Annotated in this window: 19 protein-coding genes; 8 read left to right on the top strand and 11 right to left on the bottom strand. The window is 66.7% G+C overall.

Annotation, left to right across the window (positions count from 1 at the left end; genetic code table 11):
• Positions 1 to 56 precede the first annotated feature (56 nt).
• The 3 genes from boxB to EYW47_RS01990 all read left to right on the top strand — a co-directional run bounded on the left by boxB (position 57) and on the right by EYW47_RS01990 (position 3,395).
• Positions 57 to 1,484: a benzoyl-CoA 2,3-epoxidase subunit BoxB gene (gene boxB / locus EYW47_RS02000; protein WP_133193202.1), complete on the top strand. Its 1,428-nt coding sequence runs from the start codon at positions 57 to 59 to the stop codon at positions 1,482 to 1,484.
• Positions 1,485 to 1,499: 15 nt separating this feature from the next.
• Entirely contained in the window at positions 1,500 to 2,765 is a 1,266-nt protein-coding gene (gene boxA, locus EYW47_RS01995) for a benzoyl-CoA 2,3-epoxidase subunit BoxA (RefSeq protein ID WP_133193201.1), read from the top strand.
• A gap of 165 nt (positions 2,766 to 2,930) precedes the next feature.
• Entirely contained in the window at positions 2,931 to 3,395 is a 465-nt protein-coding gene (locus EYW47_RS01990) for a PaaI family thioesterase (protein WP_133193200.1), read from the top strand.
• A gap of 83 nt (positions 3,396 to 3,478) precedes the next feature.
• On the opposite strand, the gene EYW47_RS01985 is transcribed toward EYW47_RS01990, so the two are convergent.
• Both EYW47_RS01985 and EYW47_RS01980 read right to left on the bottom strand, forming a co-directional pair.
• Positions 3,479 to 4,390 carry a ketopantoate reductase family protein gene (locus tag EYW47_RS01985; RefSeq protein WP_133193199.1) on the bottom strand — a complete coding sequence of 304 codons (912 nt, stop codon included), beginning with the start codon at positions 4,388 to 4,390 and terminating at the stop codon, positions 3,479 to 3,481.
• An 85-nt stretch (positions 4,391 to 4,475) separates the two neighbouring features.
• Positions 4,476 to 5,282: an NADPH-dependent oxidoreductase gene (locus tag EYW47_RS01980; RefSeq protein ID WP_133193601.1), complete on the bottom strand. Its 807-nt coding sequence runs from the start codon at positions 5,280 to 5,282 to the stop codon at positions 4,476 to 4,478.
• A gap of 109 nt (positions 5,283 to 5,391) precedes the next feature.
• Here EYW47_RS01980 and EYW47_RS01975 point away from each other — a divergent pair, with 109 nt between their 5' ends.
• Positions 5,392 to 5,835 carry a Rossmann-fold NAD(P)-binding domain-containing protein gene (locus tag EYW47_RS01975; RefSeq protein WP_240763497.1) on the top strand — a complete coding sequence of 148 codons (444 nt, stop codon included), beginning with the start codon at positions 5,392 to 5,394 and terminating at the stop codon, positions 5,833 to 5,835.
• Between the two features lie 22 nt (positions 5,836 to 5,857).
• Here EYW47_RS01975 and EYW47_RS01970 read toward each other — a convergent pair whose 3' ends face one another.
• Together EYW47_RS01970 and EYW47_RS01965 are read right to left on the bottom strand one after the other, a co-directional pair.
• Positions 5,858 to 6,541 carry a hypothetical protein gene (locus EYW47_RS01970; protein WP_133193198.1) on the bottom strand — a complete coding sequence of 228 codons (684 nt, stop codon included), beginning with the start codon at positions 6,539 to 6,541 and terminating at the stop codon, positions 5,858 to 5,860.
• A 47-nt stretch (positions 6,542 to 6,588) separates the two neighbouring features.
• Complete coding sequence (locus tag EYW47_RS01965; RefSeq protein ID WP_133193197.1) at positions 6,589 to 7,983, bottom strand: selenium-binding protein SBP56-related protein; 1,395 nt, start codon at positions 7,981 to 7,983, stop codon at positions 6,589 to 6,591.
• Positions 7,984 to 8,245: 262 nt separating this feature from the next.
• Between EYW47_RS01965 and EYW47_RS01960 the strand changes: the two genes are divergently transcribed.
• Both EYW47_RS01960 and EYW47_RS01955 read left to right on the top strand, forming a co-directional pair.
• Positions 8,246 to 8,548 (top strand): DUF4148 domain-containing protein, encoded by a 303-nt coding sequence (locus tag EYW47_RS01960; RefSeq protein WP_133193196.1) that lies wholly within the window; start codon positions 8,246 to 8,248, stop codon positions 8,546 to 8,548.
• Between the two features lie 223 nt (positions 8,549 to 8,771).
• On the top strand, positions 8,772 to 10,565 hold the full coding sequence (locus EYW47_RS01955; RefSeq protein WP_240763496.1) for a sensor histidine kinase: 1,794 nt from the start codon (positions 8,772 to 8,774) through the stop codon (positions 10,563 to 10,565).
• Between the two features lie 119 nt (positions 10,566 to 10,684).
• On the opposite strand, the gene EYW47_RS01950 is transcribed toward EYW47_RS01955, so the two are convergent.
• The 6 genes from EYW47_RS01950 to EYW47_RS01925 form a co-directional block, all read right to left on the bottom strand.
• Positions 10,685 to 12,172 carry an efflux transporter outer membrane subunit gene (locus EYW47_RS01950; protein ID WP_133193195.1) on the bottom strand — a complete coding sequence of 496 codons (1,488 nt, stop codon included), beginning with the start codon at positions 12,170 to 12,172 and terminating at the stop codon, positions 10,685 to 10,687.
• Complete coding sequence (locus EYW47_RS01945) at positions 12,169 to 13,179, bottom strand: efflux RND transporter periplasmic adaptor subunit (RefSeq protein WP_133193600.1); 1,011 nt, start codon at positions 13,177 to 13,179, stop codon at positions 12,169 to 12,171. Before EYW47_RS01945 ends, EYW47_RS01950 begins: the two co-directional genes overlap by 4 nt.
• Positions 13,180 to 13,186: 7 nt before the next feature.
• On the bottom strand, positions 13,187 to 13,396 hold the full coding sequence (locus EYW47_RS01940; protein ID WP_027818583.1) for a DUF1656 domain-containing protein: 210 nt from the start codon (positions 13,394 to 13,396) through the stop codon (positions 13,187 to 13,189).
• Between the two features lie 37 nt (positions 13,397 to 13,433).
• Positions 13,434 to 15,602 (bottom strand): FUSC family protein, encoded by a 2,169-nt coding sequence (locus EYW47_RS01935; RefSeq protein ID WP_133193194.1) that lies wholly within the window; start codon positions 15,600 to 15,602, stop codon positions 13,434 to 13,436.
• Positions 15,603 to 15,619: 17 nt separating this feature from the next.
• Positions 15,620 to 16,075 (bottom strand): MarR family winged helix-turn-helix transcriptional regulator, encoded by a 456-nt coding sequence (locus tag EYW47_RS01930; RefSeq protein WP_133193193.1) that lies wholly within the window; start codon positions 16,073 to 16,075, stop codon positions 15,620 to 15,622.
• A 217-nt stretch (positions 16,076 to 16,292) separates the two neighbouring features.
• Positions 16,293 to 16,985 carry an HAD family hydrolase gene (locus EYW47_RS01925; RefSeq protein WP_133193192.1) on the bottom strand — a complete coding sequence of 231 codons (693 nt, stop codon included), beginning with the start codon at positions 16,983 to 16,985 and terminating at the stop codon, positions 16,293 to 16,295.
• 320 nt (positions 16,986 to 17,305) lie between these two features.
• Between EYW47_RS01925 and EYW47_RS01920 the strand changes: the two genes are divergently transcribed.
• The gene (locus EYW47_RS01920; protein WP_133193191.1) at positions 17,306 to 17,683 is read left to right on the top strand and encodes a type II toxin-antitoxin system RelE/ParE family toxin; all 378 of its coding nucleotides are present in this window, start codon (positions 17,306 to 17,308) and stop codon (positions 17,681 to 17,683) included.
• A complete protein-coding gene (locus EYW47_RS01915; protein ID WP_133193190.1) occupies positions 17,664 to 17,999 on the top strand; it encodes a helix-turn-helix domain-containing protein in 336 nt (111 codons plus the stop codon). Before EYW47_RS01920 ends, EYW47_RS01915 begins: the two co-directional genes overlap by 20 nt.
• An 82-nt stretch (positions 18,000 to 18,081) precedes the next feature.
• On the opposite strand, the gene EYW47_RS01910 is transcribed toward EYW47_RS01915, so the two are convergent.
• On the bottom strand, positions 18,082 to 18,573 hold the full coding sequence (locus tag EYW47_RS01910) for a hypothetical protein (RefSeq protein WP_133193189.1): 492 nt from the start codon (positions 18,571 to 18,573) through the stop codon (positions 18,082 to 18,084).
• Positions 18,574 to 18,575: the final 2 nt, after the last annotated feature.

Below are 18,575 nucleotides of genomic sequence, written 5' to 3'. Positions count from 1 at the left end.
GCAGCCTGGCCGCAGCCAGATTCCCGCCCGCTCCGTCATAGCCGCAAGGAACCGAGATGTCCACCATCAACTACAGTGAAAAAATCCCCAACAACGTCAATCTCGCCGGCGACCGTACCCTGCAGCGGGCTCTGGAGCAGTGGCAACCGAATTTTCTCTCGTGGTGGGGCGACATGGGGCCCGAGGGCTCGCATGGCTTCGACGTCTATCTGCGCACCGCGGTGAGCGTGGACGCCGGCGGCTGGGCACATTTCGATCACGTGAAAATGCCCGACTATCGCTGGGGCATCTTCCTCGCGCCCGGCGAGGCGGACCGCAAGATCCATTTCGGCGCGCACAAGGGCGAGGCAGCCTGGCAGGACGTGCCGGGCGAGCACCGCGCGAACCTGCGCCGCATCATCGTCACGCAAGGCGACACCGAGCCCGCCTCGGTCGAGCAGCAGCGCCATCTGGGCCTCACGGCGCCCTCGCTCTACGACCTGCGCAACCTCTTCCAGGTGAACGTGGAAGAGGGGCGGCATTTGTGGGCGATGGTCTATCTGCTGCATCGCCACTTCGGTCGAGACGGTCGTGAGGAAGCCGAAGCATTGCTCGAGCGGCGCTCGGGCGATGACGACAACCCGCGCATCCTGGGCGCCTTCAACGAGAGAACGCCCGACTGGCTGGCGTTCTTCATGTTCACCTACTTTACCGACCGCGACGGCAAGTTTCAGCTTTCGGCGCTCGCCGAATCGGGCTTCGACCCACTCGCGCGCACCACGAAGTTCATGCTGACCGAAGAGGCGCATCACATGTTCGTGGGCGAGTCGGGTGTCTCGCGCGTGGTGCAGCGCACCGCGCAGGCGATGAATGAGCTCAAGACCGACGACGTGGCCAGCTTGCGTGCCGCGGGCGTGATCGACCTCGAAACGATCCAGCGCTACCTTAACTTCCACTATGCGGTGACGATCGACCTGTTCGGCGCCGACCACTCGTCGAACGCGGCCACGTTCTACAGCGCGGGCCTGAAGGGCCGCTACGAGGAAACGAAGCGCGACGACGACCATCGGCTCGAAGGCCAGACGTATCGCCTGCTCGACGTGCAGGACGGCAAGCTCGTCGAGCGCGACGTGCCGATGCTCAACGCCATGAACGAAGTGCTGCGCGACGACTACATCAAGGACTCGGTGGCGGGCGTGAACCGCTGGAACAAGGTGCTGGAGAAGGCCGGCATCGAGTTTCGCCTGAGTGTGCCGCACAAGGCATTCAATCGCCGCATCGGCACCTTCGCGGGCGTGCGCGTCGCGCCGGACGGCCGCGTGATCGACGAGGCGCAATGGGCCGCGAACGAAGCGAAGTGGCTGCCGACGCCCGAGGACCGCGCCTATGTCGCGTCGCTCATGGGCCGCGTGGTGGAGCCGGGCAAGTTCGCGAACTGGATCGCGCCGCCGGCAATGGGCATCAATCGTCAGCCCGTCGATTTCGAGTATGTGCGCTTCAATTGAACGGCAGAGGCAATCATGAGCGGTCCGGTTCCCGTGGAGATTCTCAGGCAGCACCTGATCGATCCTGAGATCTGCATTCGCTGCAATACCTGCGAAGAGACCTGTCCGGTCGATGCGATCACGCACGACGGTGTCAATTACGTCGTCAAGTCCGACGTCTGCAACGCCTGCATGGCCTGCGTGCCGCCGTGCCCGACCGGCGCGATCGACAACTGGCGCAACGTGCTCAAGGCCGAGGCGTACAGCATCGAAGAGCAGTTCGGCTGGGACGAACTGCCCACGCAGAATCCGACCGTGAGCGCTCCTGATGGATCGGCTGGGTCCAACGCTTCCAACGCGTCGCAGGCCGGCGCAACGCAAAGCGACAGCGACGAAGCGCCCGGCTCCGGCTCCGACATGGTGCGCGGCGCAACCGTGCCGCCGTGGTCGGCGGCACGGCCCTATGTGCATCTGTACACGCACAAGGCGCCCACGACGGCCACCGTGGTGGGCAACTACCGGCTCACGGACGACTCCACGGAAAGCGACATTCACCACATCGTGCTCGATTTCGGCTCGATGCCGTTTCCGGTGCTCGAAGGGCAGTCGATCGGCATCCTGGCGCCCGGCACGAGCGCAGACGGCCGCGCGCATCACGCGCGCCAGTACTCGGTTGCGAGCCCGCGCGACGGCGAGCGGCCCGGCTACAACAACGTCTCGCTCACCGTGAAACGCGTGACGCGCGACCATAGCGGCAACGCCGCGGATGGCGTGTGCTCGAACTATCTGTGCGACCTGAAGAAGGGCGACGTGGTGAGCGTGATCGGTCCGTTCGGCAACACCTTCCTGATGCCGAACCATCCGAACTCGCATCTGCTGATGATCTGCACGGGCACGGGCTCCGCACCCATGCGCGCAATGACCGAATACCGGCGCCGGCGCAGGCTCAAGGGCGCGACGGGCAAGCTCATGCTGTTCTTTGGCGCGCGCACGCAGCAGGAATTACCTTACTTCGGACCGCTGATGAATCTGCCGAAGGACTTCATCGACACGAATCTCGCGTTCTCGCGCACGCCGGAGCAGCCCAAACGCTACGTGCAGGATGCGATGCGCGAGCGCGCCGTGGACGTGGCGCAACTGCTCAAAGACAGCAACACGCATATTTACGTGTGCGGGCTCAAGGGCATGGAAGACGGCGTGCTGCAGGCGCTCGGCGAGATCGCGCAAGCGCATGGCATGGCGTGGGACGCGCTGTGGGAGCGGCTCAAGCGCGAAGGGCGGCTGCACCTCGAAACTTATTGAGGCCGTATCGGGGCCACATGCAGCAAAAGAGTGCCTCCTCGGTTCGCCGGGTTGTTTCAGCACGATCGTTCGTAAGGCGTTACCATGTCGGGACGTTGGCGCGCCGGCTGCATTCGGGTGCATCCAGGCGCGCCGCGCACTCTACCCGACGGAGACACGTTTCAAATGAACCTCGTTGCCGAATTGCCCGCCGGCCTCACCGGCCTTGAACAACTGCAGCGCATGCTCGCGAGCGGCCGCATCGCGCCCATAGGCGAAACGCTGGGCTTCAACCTTGCAGAAGTGGAGGAGGGCCGCGTGGTCTTCGAAGGTGTGCCGGGACTGCACGCGTACAACCCCATTGGCACGGTGCACGGCGGCTATGCGGCCACGCTGCTCGATTCCGCCTGTGGTTGCGCGGCGCACTCGCGTCTCGCCGCGCATCAGGCCTACACGACGCTCGAGCTCAAGGTGGCCTATCACCGGCCCATGACCGCGAGCACCGGCCCCGTGCGCGCCGAAGGCCGCGTGTTGAGCATCGGCCGCCGTGCGGCCTTCACCGAGGCGACGATCACGGACGCCGCCGGCAAGCTCTACGCATCGGCGACTTCGACGCTGCTCGTCTTCGAACGCGCAGCGTCCGGCGCATGACGCACCGCTTGCGCCCCCGCGTGCAGCGGGGCGCAGGCGGCTTCATGACGAAAGTGCACTCAAAGTGCACTAAGGTGCACGCTTCAGATTGCCCCGTGCGCCTTGTCCTCGATGAGCTTCACGAGCGCATGCAGCAGGCGGTTGGCCGGCGTGGCCACGCCTAGCGCCGCGCCGCGCCGCACGACGAAGCCGTTCAAATGATCGATTTCGCTGCGCTTGCCGCGCGCGAGGTCCTGCGCCGTGGACGAGTACTGCCCCGGCATGGTTTCGGCGATGCGGCGCACGCCGGCTTCCACGTCGGGCGGCAGCGTCACGCCGTCGGCGCGCGCCACGGCCACGCATTCGGCGACCACGTCCTGCATCGTGTCGAGTATGCCGGCGCCTTCCACGAGCCGCCCATAAGGCAACTGCGAAATCGCCGAAAGCGCGTTGTACGCGCAGTTCACGATGAGCTTCGCCCAGAGCGCGCCACGCACGTTCGCGGAGATCTGGGTGGGCACGCCCGCGTCGTTCAGGGCTTGCGCGGCGGCCAGACTGCCGCGCGCGGGCTCGATCACCAGTTCGCCGCGACCGTGATGCCGCACGTGGCCCGGGCCCGCCATCTCCGTCGCCACATACACGACGGCGGCCGCCACGTCGTGCGGGATCACCGTGCGCAGGCGTTCGGCGTTATCCACGCCGTTTTGCAGCGTGAGCACGAGCGCATCGGCGCGCAGGTGGGGCGCGATCGAGGCGCCCGCGCTTTCCGTGTCGGTCGACTTCACGCAGAACAGCACGAGATCGGCGCCGGCCACGGCGGCTGCTTCGGTGCTCGCGGTGAGATGCGGGCGGCCGATGCGCTCGTCGAACGTCAGCGCTTCGAGGCGCAGGCCCTCGCGCTCGATGGCCTCGACGTGCTGCGCGCGCCCGATCAGGACGACGTCGTGTTCCGCGCGCGCGAGCATGGCGCCGTAAAAGCAGCCCACTGCGCCCGCGCCCATGATGGCGATCTTCATCTGCGTTGCTCCTTCGGTTGCCTGTTCACTTGCCGATTGGTTGTGTGCTCAACTAACTGGATCGTATCGACTGGCGCGAACCGTCTCAACGCAGCTCGAAGCCGAGCGCCTGGAGGGCATCGCGCAGGCGGTCGCGGCCATGCAGCGATTCGCGGCTGCGCCAGCGCGCGAGCGAGCGCGAGGTCCAGCCCGCCGCGCTCAAGCCCTGCGCGCTCTGGAATGCGCCCATCACGTCGTCGTATTGCGCGATGCCATCGTGCTGCGAAGGCGCGTCGTACTGCTCGCGATGCAGGACAACGGGCTGCGGCAGGCGCGGCTTTACCTGCGTGGGCCGCGACTCATCGGCGTAACCCACGCACAGGCCGAACACGGGCAGCACGCGCGGCGGCAGGCCCAACTCGGCGGCCACCTGTTCCGGCTGATTGCGGATCGCGCCGATATAGACCGCGCTCATGCCGAGCGACTCGAGCGCCACCACGGCATTCTGCGCGGCCAGCGCCGCGTCGATCACGCCGACGAACAGCGTCTCCAGATAGTGGAGGCCCTCCGCGCTCGCGCCGGTGCGCTGCGCGGCGGCTTCGAGCCGGTTGAGGTCGGCGAGCCAGACGAGAAAGAGCGGCGCCTCGCGAATCTGCGACTGGTCGGCGGCGAGCTTCGAGAGCCGCGCCTTGCGCTCGGGGTCCTCGATGGCGACCACGCTCCACGTCTGCAGATTCGAGGAGGTCGAAGCCGATTGCGCGGCGGCGATCAGCGTTTCGAGCGTGCCGGCGGGCAAGGGCTGATTCGTGTAATTGCGCACCGAGCGATGCGCGAGCAGCGAGTCGAGCGTCGCGTTCCAGGCGGGCAGCGGCGCGCTCCAGGGCGCGCCGTAGCGCGCTTCGAGGGCGCGCATGGCGGTTGCGTGGTCCGCGTGGTCCGCGTGAGCTGTACGTGCGCGGCTTGCGGTGTTTTCGGTGCTGAGCGTGGCCGCGCCGGGCGTTTCGGGCGTGGTGACGGTGGACATGATTGGGTTCTTCTCCGGCAAATACAGTTCGATGCGTTGCGCACGAGCGCGAGCGCCGTATGGTACATGGCCCGCGCGCGTCGCGCTGCTCGCGCAGGCTTGGCCGCTCGGCATCAAGGTGACCTGCGTGGAGCCTGGACCGTTCCGCACGGACCGGGCGGGCCGCTCGCTCGTGCAGACGCCGAACCGGATCGCCGACGATGCCGATACGGCGGGCGCGCGCATGAAGCGCACGGCTGAGGGCAGAGGCAAGCAGGCGGGCGACCTTGCGCGTGCCGCCCAGGCGATGATACGCATCACCGAAGTGGGGAAACCGCCTCGCCATCTGGTATTGGGCGCGTTTGGTGTGGACGCGGTCTCGCAGCGCCTGCGGGCGGCGCTGGCCGATACCGAGGCGTGGCGCGAAACTAGCCTTGGGACGGATTTCCCGGCTGGGACGTGATTGGAAGCGCGATGCGCACCACTCACGCCGTCGCAATCATCAGCGTCCCGGTGGCTACCAGCGCAACGCGCCAGAGCCAGTCGAAGTTGATCCAGCCACGCCGAAGCATGCCCAGTCCCACATATTCATAGGCAACGAACGCAATGACTGCGGTGGTGGCAAGCGTAACGACCGTGTGCAGCACGGTAACCGCCACGGACATCGCAAGCGGCCCGGCAGCCCCAGCGCCGCCGCTCGCCGCCGCGCCGCCGCACATCGGCAGCAACGCGGGCATGAGCATGAGGCCGGCACCATGAAGCGTGGCCATCAGCGCGGACCATGCCGCGAGCCCACAAAAGCCAGCCGTCATCCCCACGCGCACGCGATGGCGGTGCCCCCAGGCATGCTGCCAGGCGGCCCAGCCAATCAGCAGGGCGCCAAGCACCCAGCGCAAGCCGCTGTGCATAAGCACAGGCAGCCACGCGCCCAGCATCGCAACCGAGCCCGTGAACAGCAGAATGGACGCGGCATGGCCGAGCGCGATGGGCGGCAGCGCCAGCAGCAGGGCCGTGCGGCTGCCGCGCTGCAGTCCGAGCGCGGTGGCGAAGAGCCAGCCCATTGCGGGATTCGCACCGTGAAAAACGCCGCTGGCGATCACGGCGCTCCAGGCGGCCCAGTGCGCGCCGAATGTGCCGAATGTCCCGAATGTCTCAAACAGGCCGCTCATGCCGCGTCGCCTCGTGCCTTCGCTTGCTTGGCGCGTTTCGCGCGCACTCAGGGATAGCAGTACGAATCGGACGAGCAGTCGCCGCCTTCCAGCCGGACCTGATGCGGGCGATGCGTCTTGGGCCACTCCACGAAAAAACGTTCGTCGAAACTGAGTCCGCCATCAGGGCCGGCGTCGAGCTTCACCATCCAGCCGTCGATGCCATCGGGGTAGAACTGCCCGTCGATCACGCCGTACAGCGAATTCGTGAAATACACGCGCAGGCCGTCGCGGCTCACCTCCACCATTTGCGGGCCGCCGTTCAGCGCGCGGCCTTGCGCGCGCGGGTGCGTGGCGCGCGACACGATTCCGCCGATACGCACGCTCCCCGTCAAGGTTGGATCTTCGGGGTCCGAAACATCGTACTGGCGCAGTTCACCCGTGCCCCAGCATGCGGCATAGACAAAGCGGTCGTCGAGCGAGAGCGCGATGTCGGTGACGAGCGGCGGCACCGCGGCGAAGCCCTTGAGCAGGGGCGGGAGCCTCTCCGGGTCGGCGGGCTCGGCGGGAATCTCGATGATCTTGCGCGCCGCCCATTGGTCGCCGTCGCGGTACCACTGCCAGATCGAGGCCGAGAGATCTTTCAGGCTGATGACGGAATTCACGAAGCCGTAGGGCTTGGTGGGATCGTGCGCGGGCCGCAACTCGAACACGAGCTGGTTTTCCGCGCCGAAGTCGAGCACCTGTTTATGCTGGCGTGTGTGCAGGTCCCAGAAGTGCAGCCGATGGCCGTACTGGCCCCCAAGCAGCACTTCGGGCACGAGGCCGTTCTCGAAGGTCGCGGGCAGGCCCCATTCGCTAGTCACGAGCGTGTCATAGCCGAGATGCCACCAGCCGTCGTAGGCAAGCTGCTGCGGGCCGCGCTCGATTTCCCATTGGCCGAGGATGTCGAAGCTTTCGTGGTCCATCAGGAAGATGCCGCCGGGCGCTTCGCCTTCGGCGTTGGCGAGCGCTGTCACATAAATGCCGTCCGGCCCGCAATGCACCGTATGGGGGCGTGTGTAACCGGCGCGCTGGGCGACGCTCTCCGGCTCGTGTACGCGCACGATTTTCGGGCGGCGCGCGTCGGGCTTCGTATCGACGACATGAATGCGCGACGAGCGTATTCCGGGCACGATCAGGTAGCGCCGCTCGGTATGCGCGTGCGGGGCGTTGGGGCACAGGCACGAGCTGCACGCGTTCCAGCCGAAGTGATGGAGTTCGTCGCCGCTGTTGGGCATCGCAAGGCGATGCACGATCTGGCCGTACTCGTGCGAGCCAGGATCGAGATCGACCACGTCGAGCGAGTCGGGCACGCGGCTGGTGGGATCGAAACTCGCGACCCATGCGAGCGTTTCAGGTGTCGCCATGGCCGCCAGGCGTGCGGAAGGGTAAAAGCTGGGATCAGGCTTCCATGTCGCCATCGCAAGCTCCTTTTCGGGGGTGCCGAAACACCTATCTTGCACCCGTGCGCGCGTGCTTGCAGGCCGGGCTCCGCGTTGCGGCGCTTTATTCCTGGCGCAAAGAAGCTTATGAGCCACGGTGATGAGGCGCGCGATTATACGTTCTGCGAAAACAGTGAATTCGCCGCGCCACCATTTATCCCGCGCTCCGGGGTTTCTACACTGTATCTAACGGTTTGCGGCTTGGGCCCGACCGATACATCAAGTTACCGGAGGTACTGTCATGAAGTCGCTTATCAAGGCTGTTGCGCTTGCCGCCGTGCTCGCGGTGCCGGCCGTCTCTTTCGCTCAGTCGCAACCCGAAAATGGCCCTGTCACGCGCGACCAGGTGCGTAACGAACTCAAGGCGCTCGAGTCGGTGGGCTGGCGGCCGAACGTGGCGTCTCCGTTCTATCCCTCGGACTACCAGGCTGCCAAGGCGCGTCTGGACGCCCGTGACAGCAGCGGCTATGGATCTTCGATGGAAGGCACGTCGCAAAGCGGTGAGGCGAGCAGCTACTCGGCGCCGGTGCGCATGGTGCATTGAGCTCGCGTGAGCGCTGCTTCATGGCACGATGAGGCAATGAAGCCGCGCTGATACGCGCGGGTATGACGTGCGCGAGCGCGTTGCGCCGCACGAACGGAAGCGTTCGTGCGGCGTTTTCGTATGAAATGCTGCGGACGCGATGTGTTGGAATCCTCAGCATTGACAAGGTCTTGTGCGGCAGCTCGCTGAGTCGAAGCGAGCTGCCGCGCGCGCTGCACATGCGGTGACTGAGCGCGCGCGTCAGCGCCGCTGGGACGCCACGAGCGCGCCTGCAACGGGCTGGGTGAGCGTGACGCTGCCCGATGTCTGGGCCACGCGCTGGCCACGGTTCGACGGCGTGGTGTGGTATCGGCTGAGCTGGCAACAACGCGCCGCCAGTGCCGAAGATGCCGACGCGCGCGCTCTCGCGGTGCTGGTCGACTATCTGAACATGGCGGGCGCCATCTATCTGAACGGCACGCTGCTGCAGCGCGATGCCTCGCTTGTGGAGCCGCTCACCCGCGCATGGAACACGCCGCGTTACCTGCTCCTGCCTGCTGCGCTCCGGCATGCGGGCGAGAACGTGCTGCTCGTGCGCGTCTCGGGTCTCTCGGCGTACCAGCCGGGACTGGGCACGGTCACGATCGGCGATCCGCCCGCGCTGGCCGCCGCCTGGGCGCACGCGCGCACGATGCGCTACGACCTGCAACTCGTGAGCCTCGCGGTCACGGCCACGCTCGGCTGCTTCTTTCTTTCGCTGTGGCTCATGCGCCCCGGCGAATCGGCTTACGGCTGGTTTAGCGTGATGTCGCTCGCGTGGTGGTGGGAGGCGCTCAATCAGGTGGCCAGGTCGCCCTGGCCATTCGCTGGCACGCACGGTTGGGAGCGGGCGAATTCGGCGGCGCTGCTCGTCTATACCGCGTCGTTCACGATGTTTATCGTGCGCTACAGCGACCGGCGCTTGCCGCGCATCGAGCGCCTGCTCTGGTCGCTCGTCGCGGTCGGTGTGCTGGCGCTCGTGGTCGTGCCGGAACCGGGCATTGTCGTCGCGCGCGCGGTGACCACGATCGCGCAGGCCGTCGTTTTCTTCATGACGTGCGGCGCATTTCTCGCGTTCGTGTGGCGCCATGGGCGTGCGGACCAACGCATCGTGGCGGCGAGCGTGGCCGTATTCTTTGCGGCGGGCGCGCACGATCTGCTCTCGTTCTTCGGCGTGCTCGACGACAACTTCTATTACGGTGCGCTGACCGCGCAATTGCAGATGATCTCGATGGCGCTCATGCTCGCGTGGCGCTTCGTGACCGCGCTGCGCCGCGTGGAGCGCTACAACGACGACCTGAGCCAGGGCATCGCGCAGGCGCGCGGCGAGCTCGCGCAGACGCTCGCGCGCCAGCACGAACTGGAGATCGCGAATGCGCGCCTCGCCGAGCGCGTGCAACTCGCGCACGATCTGCACGACGGGCTTGGCGGCACGCTCGTGAGCGCGATTGCGGAGCACGAGTACGGCAATCCCGTGCTGCCGGCGGGGCGCTCGCTATCGATACTCAAGGAATTGCGCGACGACCTGCGCATCATCGTCGACGCGGCGTCGAGCCACGAACTCGGCGACGATGCGTTCACCGCGCAGATCGGCGCGCTCAGGCACCGGCTCATGCGGCGCTTCGAGCAGCAGGGCATGGCGTGCAGCTGGACGCTCGATGGCCTCGACGCCTGCCGCGTTTCCGGCGCGCACGGGCTCGATCTCATGCGCATCGTGCAGGAAGCGCTCACCAATGTGCTCAAGCATAGCCGCGCCACGCGCGCGCAAGTGACGCTGCGCCGCGAAGGCGGCGCGCTCAGTCTCGCGATTGAGGACGATGGCGTGGGGTTCGACGCCGGCGAAACAGCGCCGGGCGGCGCGGGCATGCGCAGCATGCGCGCGCGCGGCGCGCCTGGGCGCCGCGTTCAGCATCGAGTCGGCGCCGGGGCGCACGCGTGTGAAGCTAGACATGCCGCTCGGGCCGCAGGGGTGAGTGCACAGGCGATCGCACAGGCATGAGCCCAGCGCCGGCAAGAGCGGCGCTGGCTTGACGGCGCTCCAGGCGCTTACCGGCTGGAGCGTCGGCATTGATTCGCTGCCGCGTGCCTCAGCCCGGCTTATTGACTGACCTGCTTCGCCTATTTCGCCTGATCAGCCTGATCCGCCTGCCCCGGCACGGCCGGCGCCGGCTTCTCCTGATCCGGCTGCCATCCCCCGCCGAGCGCGAGGAACAGCTTCACCTGATCGAGCGCCACCTGGCCTTCAGCCGACGCGACCTGCGCATGCACGCTCGTGAGCGTGCGCGTGGCGTCGAGGTCGGAGAGGAACGGCTCGCGGCCCGCCGCGTAGAGGCGGTGCGTTTCGTCGGCGGACTGCTGCGCCGAGGCATAGGCCGTGCGCAGCGCGTCGGCGCGCTGGTCGTCGGCGGCATAGGTGGCGAGGCTCGTTTGCGTCTCGCGCAGCGCGTTGAGCACCACGCCGTCGAACTGCGCGAGCGCGCCCGCCGTAGCCGCTTGTGCGCCTTGCACGCGCGCGCGCTGGCCGTTCACGGGGAAGGTCCAGCTGATCAGGGGTCCGAACGACCAGCTGTTGGTCTTCGACGAAAACAGATCGTCGGTGAGGCCGATCGAGCCCACGCCCGCGCCGATGCTGACCGATGGATACATTTCCGCCATCGCGACACCAATGCGTGCCGTGGACGAGGCGAGCTGGCGCTCGGCCTCGCGCACATCGGGGCGGCGTCGCAAGAGCGCCGCGCCGTCGCCAACCGGGATCGGTTGGGTCAGCTTCGGCAGGCGGTTGCAGGCAAGCACGGCGGGCGGCAGGTCGGACGGCGCGCGCGCGAGCAGCATGGCGAGTTGATACTGCGCGACGCGGCGGCGGCCCTCGAAGCGCGGAATGTCGGCGGCGAGCGTTTGAACCTGGGTCTGGCCGCGCGTCACGTCGGGCTGGTTGCCGCGGCCCGCATCGCGCAGGCGTTTCGTGAGCGCCACGCGCTGCTGCTGGAGCTTGAGCGACTCCTGCGCGATGGCCAGTTCCTCGCCGGCCGAGCACGATTCGACGTAGGCCTGCACGACGCCGGCGACCACGCTGATGCGCGCGAGATCGGCGGCGGCGAGCACGGCTTCGTCATCCGCTTGCGCTGCCTCCACACCGCGGCGCAGCTTGCCGAACAGGTCGAACTCATAGGATACGTTGACGCCGAGATCGCCGAGGTTCCCCACCGGCACTTTGCTGAACTGAAGATATTGCTCTGCCGATACCTGGGCGCGCTGGACCCCGGCGCTCGCGTTACCCGAGAAGCCGCCTTGCTGGTTGGCGACTTCCACGGCGGCGCGCGAGCGTGCGAGATTCGCGGCGGCCACGCGCAGGCTCGTGTTCGACTGCAGCGCTTGCTGGACGAGCTGATCGAGCGTCGGGTCGTTGTAGAGACGCCACCAGTCGTTGGGTACTTCGCTCTGCGAAACGGGCGCATGGTCGGCGCCTGCGATCGGCCCTTGCGCGAGCGGGGCGTTCACGAGCGCGTCCTTCGGCACGGTGTAGTTGGGGCCGAGGTTCATGCACGCGCCCAGCGCAAGCGTGAGCGGCGCGAGCGCGAAGGTGCGCCAGAGACCGCGGCGCGTCATTGCGAAGCTCCGCTCGCCATCCCGGGCGCGACGCCCGCGTTCGTTGCGGCGACTGCGCCGCTGGCGCTGATCGAGTTGCTTGCGCTGTTTGCGCTGTTTGCGCCCGCCGCTGCGCCGGCCTGGGTCTTCTGCTTGTCGTGCTCTTCGGTGCGCACCGCGACGGTGGCCGTGCGGCCCGCGATCATGCGGAAGTCGTCGGGCACCTCGTCGAGCGCGACGCGCACCGGCACGCGCTGCGCGAGGCGCACCCAGCTGAACGCGGGGTTCACGTTCGGCAGCAGGTTCGGGCTTTGCTGGCGGTCGCGGTCCTCGATGGCGGCGACGATGCTCTGCACGTGGCCGCGCAGCGGCTTCGGCTCGCCCATCACGGTGATCTCCACCGGCTGGCCGATATGGATGCCGTGCAGGCGCGTTTCCTCGAAGTAGCCGTCCACGCGGAACGAATGCATGTCGACCACGGAGAGCTCGGCGCGGCCCGCCGTGACGTACTCGCCCACGCGCGGCGCGCGGTCGTTCAGATAGCCGTCCACGGGGCTCACGATGGTCGTGCGCTGGAGGTTCAGTTTGGCGGTGTCCACCTGCACCTGGGCGTCGGCCACGGCGGCCTCGCCCTGGTCCACTTTGGTGCGGCTTTCCTCGAGCGTTTCGCTGGCGACGAGGTTGCCGAGCGCGAGATTGCGCGCGTATTCGCGCCTGGCCTGCGCGAGCGAGGCCTGGCGATTCTCCAGCGCGGCCTGCGCGAGGCGCAGCGCGAGCGAGTAGCGCGCCTGGTCGATCACGAACAGCACCTGGCCTTTCTTGACCGGCTGGTTGTCGACCACCTCGACATTGGTGATGAGGCCGCCCACGTCGGGCGCGACCTGGATCACGTCGGCGCGCACGCGGCCGTCGCGCGTCCACGGCGAGAACATGTAGTAGTTGACGATGCGCCACAGCACGACTGCGGCGACGACGACGACGATGAGCGTCAGCAGGATCTGTCCTGCGGAGAACCAGGTTTTTTTCACGTTCACGTTAGTTCACGAAGCGATGCGACACGATGATGACGGCGGCCAGCACGAAGACATAAATGCCGAGATCGAAAATGGAACGATGCCACACGAGCCGGTAAAAGCCGACGCGGGTGAGCACCTTGCCGATCACGACATTAATGAGGTACGCGATCAGCATCAGCACGAGCACGGCGGGCACGAACACGCCGAAGATGTCGATTTCGCCGATCATGGTGCGGTGGTCGAAAGTAGATAAAAAGGTTGTGCGCTCATCCATTGGCCCCGGTTGGGTTGGCGCCCGGGCGCTGGCCGGCCAGCGCGGGGTAGAGCGAGAGGCGCAGGCCCACGAGCGCGTGCAGCGTGTCGCGCAGCCAGCGCTGCGAGAAGCGCGCTGGCGGCGGCGTTTGGGCGCCTGCGCCTGTAGCGCCTGCGGGGCCCGTATCGGCGGCGTCGGCGGAATCGGCGGCTTCCTGAGCGAGGCTGCGCGTGGCCACCCGGTGCAGCGCGTCGTCGATGGTGGCGAGCAGCGCGGACGGGGCGTCCTGTCGCGCGCTCGCCTCGGCGCAGCGCGCGTAATGATCGCTCACGCCCGCGAGTACGCGGTCGATGGCGGCGGGTAACTCGCCGTCGAGCTTGCGGCGCGAGCGGCGCAGGTCAAGCGCGTTGAGCGCGATGCGCAGGTCGCGGAAGCTCTCGATCGAAGGATGGCGGTGCTCGTCGGACGCCGCGAGCCGCGGGATCAGCTGCATCAGGCGGTCGACCATGCGCGAGGCCAGATTGCGCTGGTCGTCGATCGGCCCGGCGCCGGCGGAGAGCGCCACGTCCGACCAGCTCGAGCGCAGCAGGCGCTTGGCCGCGAGCTCCGCGCCGAACGGGCGCGTGGCGCGCGTCCACACATAGGCGAACAGCAGGCCCGCGACGCCCGCGATATTACTGTTCAGGAAGACGAAGAAATCAGCCTCGTAGGCACTCTGAATGCTGATGAAGGTGGCCGTGTTCACGGCCACGAGCATCGTCACCATGTTGAACGCGGGGCGCGGAATCAAGGTGCCGATCAGGATGAACGGTCCCGCGAACAGCAGCACGAGCATCGCGAAGTCATGCACCTTGGGCAGCACCACGAACAGATAGAGGCCCGCGAACACCACGCTCGCGGTCGTCGCGAGGAAGAAGCGGAACACCAAGGGCGCGGGCTCGTCGAGCGCGGCGAAGAAGCAGCAGGCGATGGCCGCGAGCGTCACGGCGGCCGCGCCGTCGTGCCAGCCGGAGCTGACCCACAGCCAGCACGCCACGAGAATCGCGCCCATCGGCACGAGGCACGAGAACAGCATGAGGCCGCGGTCATAGAAGCGTTCGGTGCCGCCCAGGCGCCAGTGCCGGTAGCGCGGCCGCCACGCGCCCGCTTCGTGCGCGATTAGCGCACGCAGCGTCCGGCAGTCCTGCCAGACGTCGATCACCTGGCCCAGACGCCACAACGCGTTCGACAGCAGCGCGCCTTCCCAGCTCGTGAGCGCGTCGTGCGGAGGCTGCAGCGCGGCCACGCGCGCGCGCAGGCTCTCGGCAACGGGGTCGCCCGCGTCGTCGTGGATATCGGCGGCGCGCGTGGGCAGTGGGGCGTCGAACCATTTGGCCGCATCGGTGAGCAACGCATCGAGGCCCGCGGGCCACGTGTGCAGATCGCGCCGCAAGGCGACGAGCGGGTCGGCGAGCGCGGAAATGATCGGCAGAAAGAGCTGCATGCGCCCGCGCAGGTCCTGGGCGCGCGCGAGGAGTTCCGGGTGCGCGTGGTCGTAGCTCAGCTGGCTCAGCAGGAATTCGAGCTGGTTCACGGTCGCGGCGAGCCGCTGGCGGCAGGCCGAAAGCGCCTTGCCCGTGATTTGGCCGGAGAGTGTTTCGCGGCCATAGAAGGCGGCGTCGCGAAACCAGGCATCGGCGCGCTCGATGAGCGTGGGCGCGATCCGGCTCGGCAGGAAGTTGCTGCCCACCACGCTCGCGCAGATGATGCCGAGCGTGATCTCCTGGGTGCGCGCGATGGCCACGTCGAAGATCGTGGTGGGATCGGTGACGGTGGGCAGCGCAATGAGCGGCATGGTGTAGCCCGCGAGCATGAACACGTAGCTGCGCGCGGTGCGGTCCGAGATCGCGAGATAGAGCATCGTGCCGGTCCACAACGCCACGATCACGCTGAACAGCAGCGGCGTCTCGACGAACGGCGGCACGAGCGTGATGGCGGCGGCCGCGCCGAGCGCGGTGCCGAGCGCGCGGTAGAGCGCCTTCGAGCGCGTGGCGCCCACGAACGGATTCGAGACGATATAGACGCTCGCCATTGCCCAGTACGGGCGCGGCAGCTGGAACACCAGCGCGATATAGAGCGCGAGCATCGACGCGGCAAACGTCTTGACCGAGAACAGCCAGTCGCGCATGGATGGGTAAGTCATGAGGCCGCTTTCAGCTTTCAGTCATGAAGGGTTGCGTCGGCCGGGTCCGGCGCGTTGAAGGCGTTGAGCACGCGCAGCGTGGTTTCGAGCTCGGCGCGGCTCACGCCCTTGAGCACGCGCGCGCGCAGCGCACGCAGGTCTTCCTCCATCTTCGCGGTGACGGCGCGGCCTTCGTCGGTGAGCGAGATCGTTTTGGCGCGGCGGTCGTCCGGGTCTTCGTCGCGGCGCACGAGGCCCGCGGCGCAGAGCTGGTCGAGCAGGCGCACGAGCGAGGGGCCTTCGATGCCCACGTGCTCGGCGAGCGTCACCTGGCGCACGGCCTCGCCAAGACGCCCGGCGGTGAGCAGCGGCGCGGCGCAGGCTTCGGAGACGTTGTAGGCGGTCAGCGCGCCGTGACTCGTGCGCCGCCACTTGCGCGCAGCCACGACGAGCGTGCTGCTGACGGCAAGGCGTAAGGTATGAAGATTCGACATCGGCGGGATGATAGCGTAAAGCGATTCGGTAGCAAACTATCTTTCTCGGCTGCCTTTTACTATTTTCCAGCCTGTAACGCTATCTGCGGATGGTAGTGGAATGGGCGCAAGCGTGCGTTCTGGATGCTGCATTTTTGCTGCCCGTGTGACGCGGACGCGACGCCGGCGGGCGATTTTCACGAGAGATTCACGGCGCTGCCGGGCGCCGGTCTGCCGATCAGGCTTGGTGCGCGCCCCAGCCCGCGAGCAGGGCGGGCAGTTGCGCCATGTCCGTGAACACGTGCGCAACGCCCGCGTCCCGCAGCGCCTGCGCGCTGCTGTGGCCCGGCGTCCCGGGGCTGTAGCCGAACACGGTGGCGCCCGCGGCGAGACCGGCGCGCGCGCCCGTCACGGTGTCTTCAATCACGGCGCAGCGCTGCGGCGCGGCGTTCAGGCCCGCGGCTGCCGCGAGGTAGACGTCGGGATGGGGCTTGCTGCGCGGCGTTTCGTGGCCGCTGAAGATGCGCCCTTCGAAGCAGTCGAGCAGATCCACCTTGCGCAGTTGCAGCTCGACCTTGCGGCGGTCCGCGCCCGAGGCCACCGCAATACGCCCGTCAAACGCCGCGTGCACGGCGCGCACCGCGACCGGCGCGCCCGGTATTTCGACGAGATCGCGTTCCAGCGCCGCGTTGCGGCGCGCGCGAAAGTCTTCGAGCCACGCCTCCGAGACGCGAAAGCCGGTGTGCCGCTCGATGCGCGCCGCCTCGTCCTTCACCATCTTGCCGACGAAAATGCCCATTGCCTCGTCGACGGAGAGTGTCCAGCCGAGTTCGTCCAGCATCTGGACCAGCACGATATGCGTGATGCGCTCTGAATCGACGAGTACGCCGTCGCAGTCGAAGAGCACGGCGTCGAAGGGGGAGTGGGGCATGGCTGGATGGATCGTCTGCGGAATTGGCTCCGCCGCGCGGTGGGCGCGAGGCGGACACAAGCGCGCGATGATAACCAGGATGCCGCGGGAGTGTCGGACTGGCGCACAAAGGCCAGGGAGCCGGCAGCGGCAATCCGCTTGGGGTTGCGTCTGACCTGTATCACCCAATGACCCGATTTCCGTGGACGCAACACGTCGCGCTCTGACATTGCACAGAGTCGCGGGGGCGACCGTGCGATCGACGTAGCCACTACCTGACGCCCGCCGCTCCCCGCTTGCCTCGTGATTTGCGTCTATACCATTTATAGTATAAAGTGAGCATGACAACCCGGGAAAAGTTACTCCTCTGGATCGGCAGCAGCAAGAAAGACTTGATCGCGTTCCCGATTGAAGTGCGCAAGTTCTTCGGACACGCACTGGATTTTGCCCAGCGGGGTAGCCAGCATGACGCCGCCAAGGTTCTCAAAGGCTTCGGCGGGGCAGGAGTCCTTGAGGTCGTCGAAGACGACGTTGGCGGTACGTATCGCGCCGTCTACACCGTGAAGTTTCAGGAGGCAATCTTTGTGCTGCACTGCTTCCAGAAGAAGAGCAAGAGTGGAATTGCCACGCCAAAGGAAGACATGGACATCATTCGCGCGAGGCTGAAGGTTGCCCAAGCGCTGGCGCAGGAGTTACGAGATGAAAAAGCGGGTCGTTGAAGGCATCGAAGTCGAGTCAGGCTCCGGCAACGTCTTTGCCGACCTGGGCTTTGCCGATGCGGACAAATTGAAGATCAAGTCTGGCTTGGTGATCGAAATTACAAAGGCCGTGCGCAAGCTCGGGTTGACGCAGGAGGAAGCCGCTCGCCGCACGGGTATCTCCCAGCCCAAGGTATCGGGCCTGCTGCGGGGGGACTTTTCCAACCTGTCCGAACGTAAGCTGATGGACTGCCTGAACCTGCTCGGCTACGACATCGAGATCACGGTTAAGCCCGCGGCTGAACCTGTCGGGCAATTGACGTTGGCGGTGGCGTAATCCTTCGTGTTCTACTTGCCTTTAACTTGCGGGTTCAGGCTGCTTGTCGTTGTGCAACGTCCTTCTTCGCTACCGCAAAGCTTCATCGAGACACGACTGCGGCGTGTGCGACGCCACGAATGATCGATTTGGGGCTCGGATGCGCCTTTCGTTCGAGATCCAAAGCCGATCGACTTAGGGGTTCCATTTGGCGATCGTTCGCTGGGCTGGAGCGGCGCAGCCGCTCGTTGCGCAGCTCTTCCAGGCCAGGCGAGGCAACAGGCTTTCTGGTTTGAGGCGGGTATATCGCTTCAACATTTGCATGCTGCGGTGGCCTCGTTATCGACGCGACCTTCGTGGGGTGCAAGCCTTTATCAATAAGCCGGGATGTCGCCACGTGCGCAAGATCGTGCCAGCGAAGCGTTTTGATTTTCGGGGCATCGCGACTTGCTTGCTGGAGTACGCGTTCGAAGAGCATGGTGTCGAAGGCGGTGTCGGGCTGGCGCACAAGTTCGCCTTCGCATTGGGCCCGGCGGGGTATTAGCGCTTTCTCGGCCGGATTCTTGACCGGCGCCAATGCTTCATGTCTTTTCACCG

The sequence above is a fragment of the Paraburkholderia silviterrae genome (genome assembly GCF_004353915.1).
GTDB classification, from domain to species: domain Bacteria; phylum Pseudomonadota; class Gammaproteobacteria; order Burkholderiales; family Burkholderiaceae; genus Paraburkholderia; species Paraburkholderia silviterrae.
Note: the sequence above shows the minus strand (reverse complement) of the source record. Positions and strands in the feature narration are given on the sequence as shown.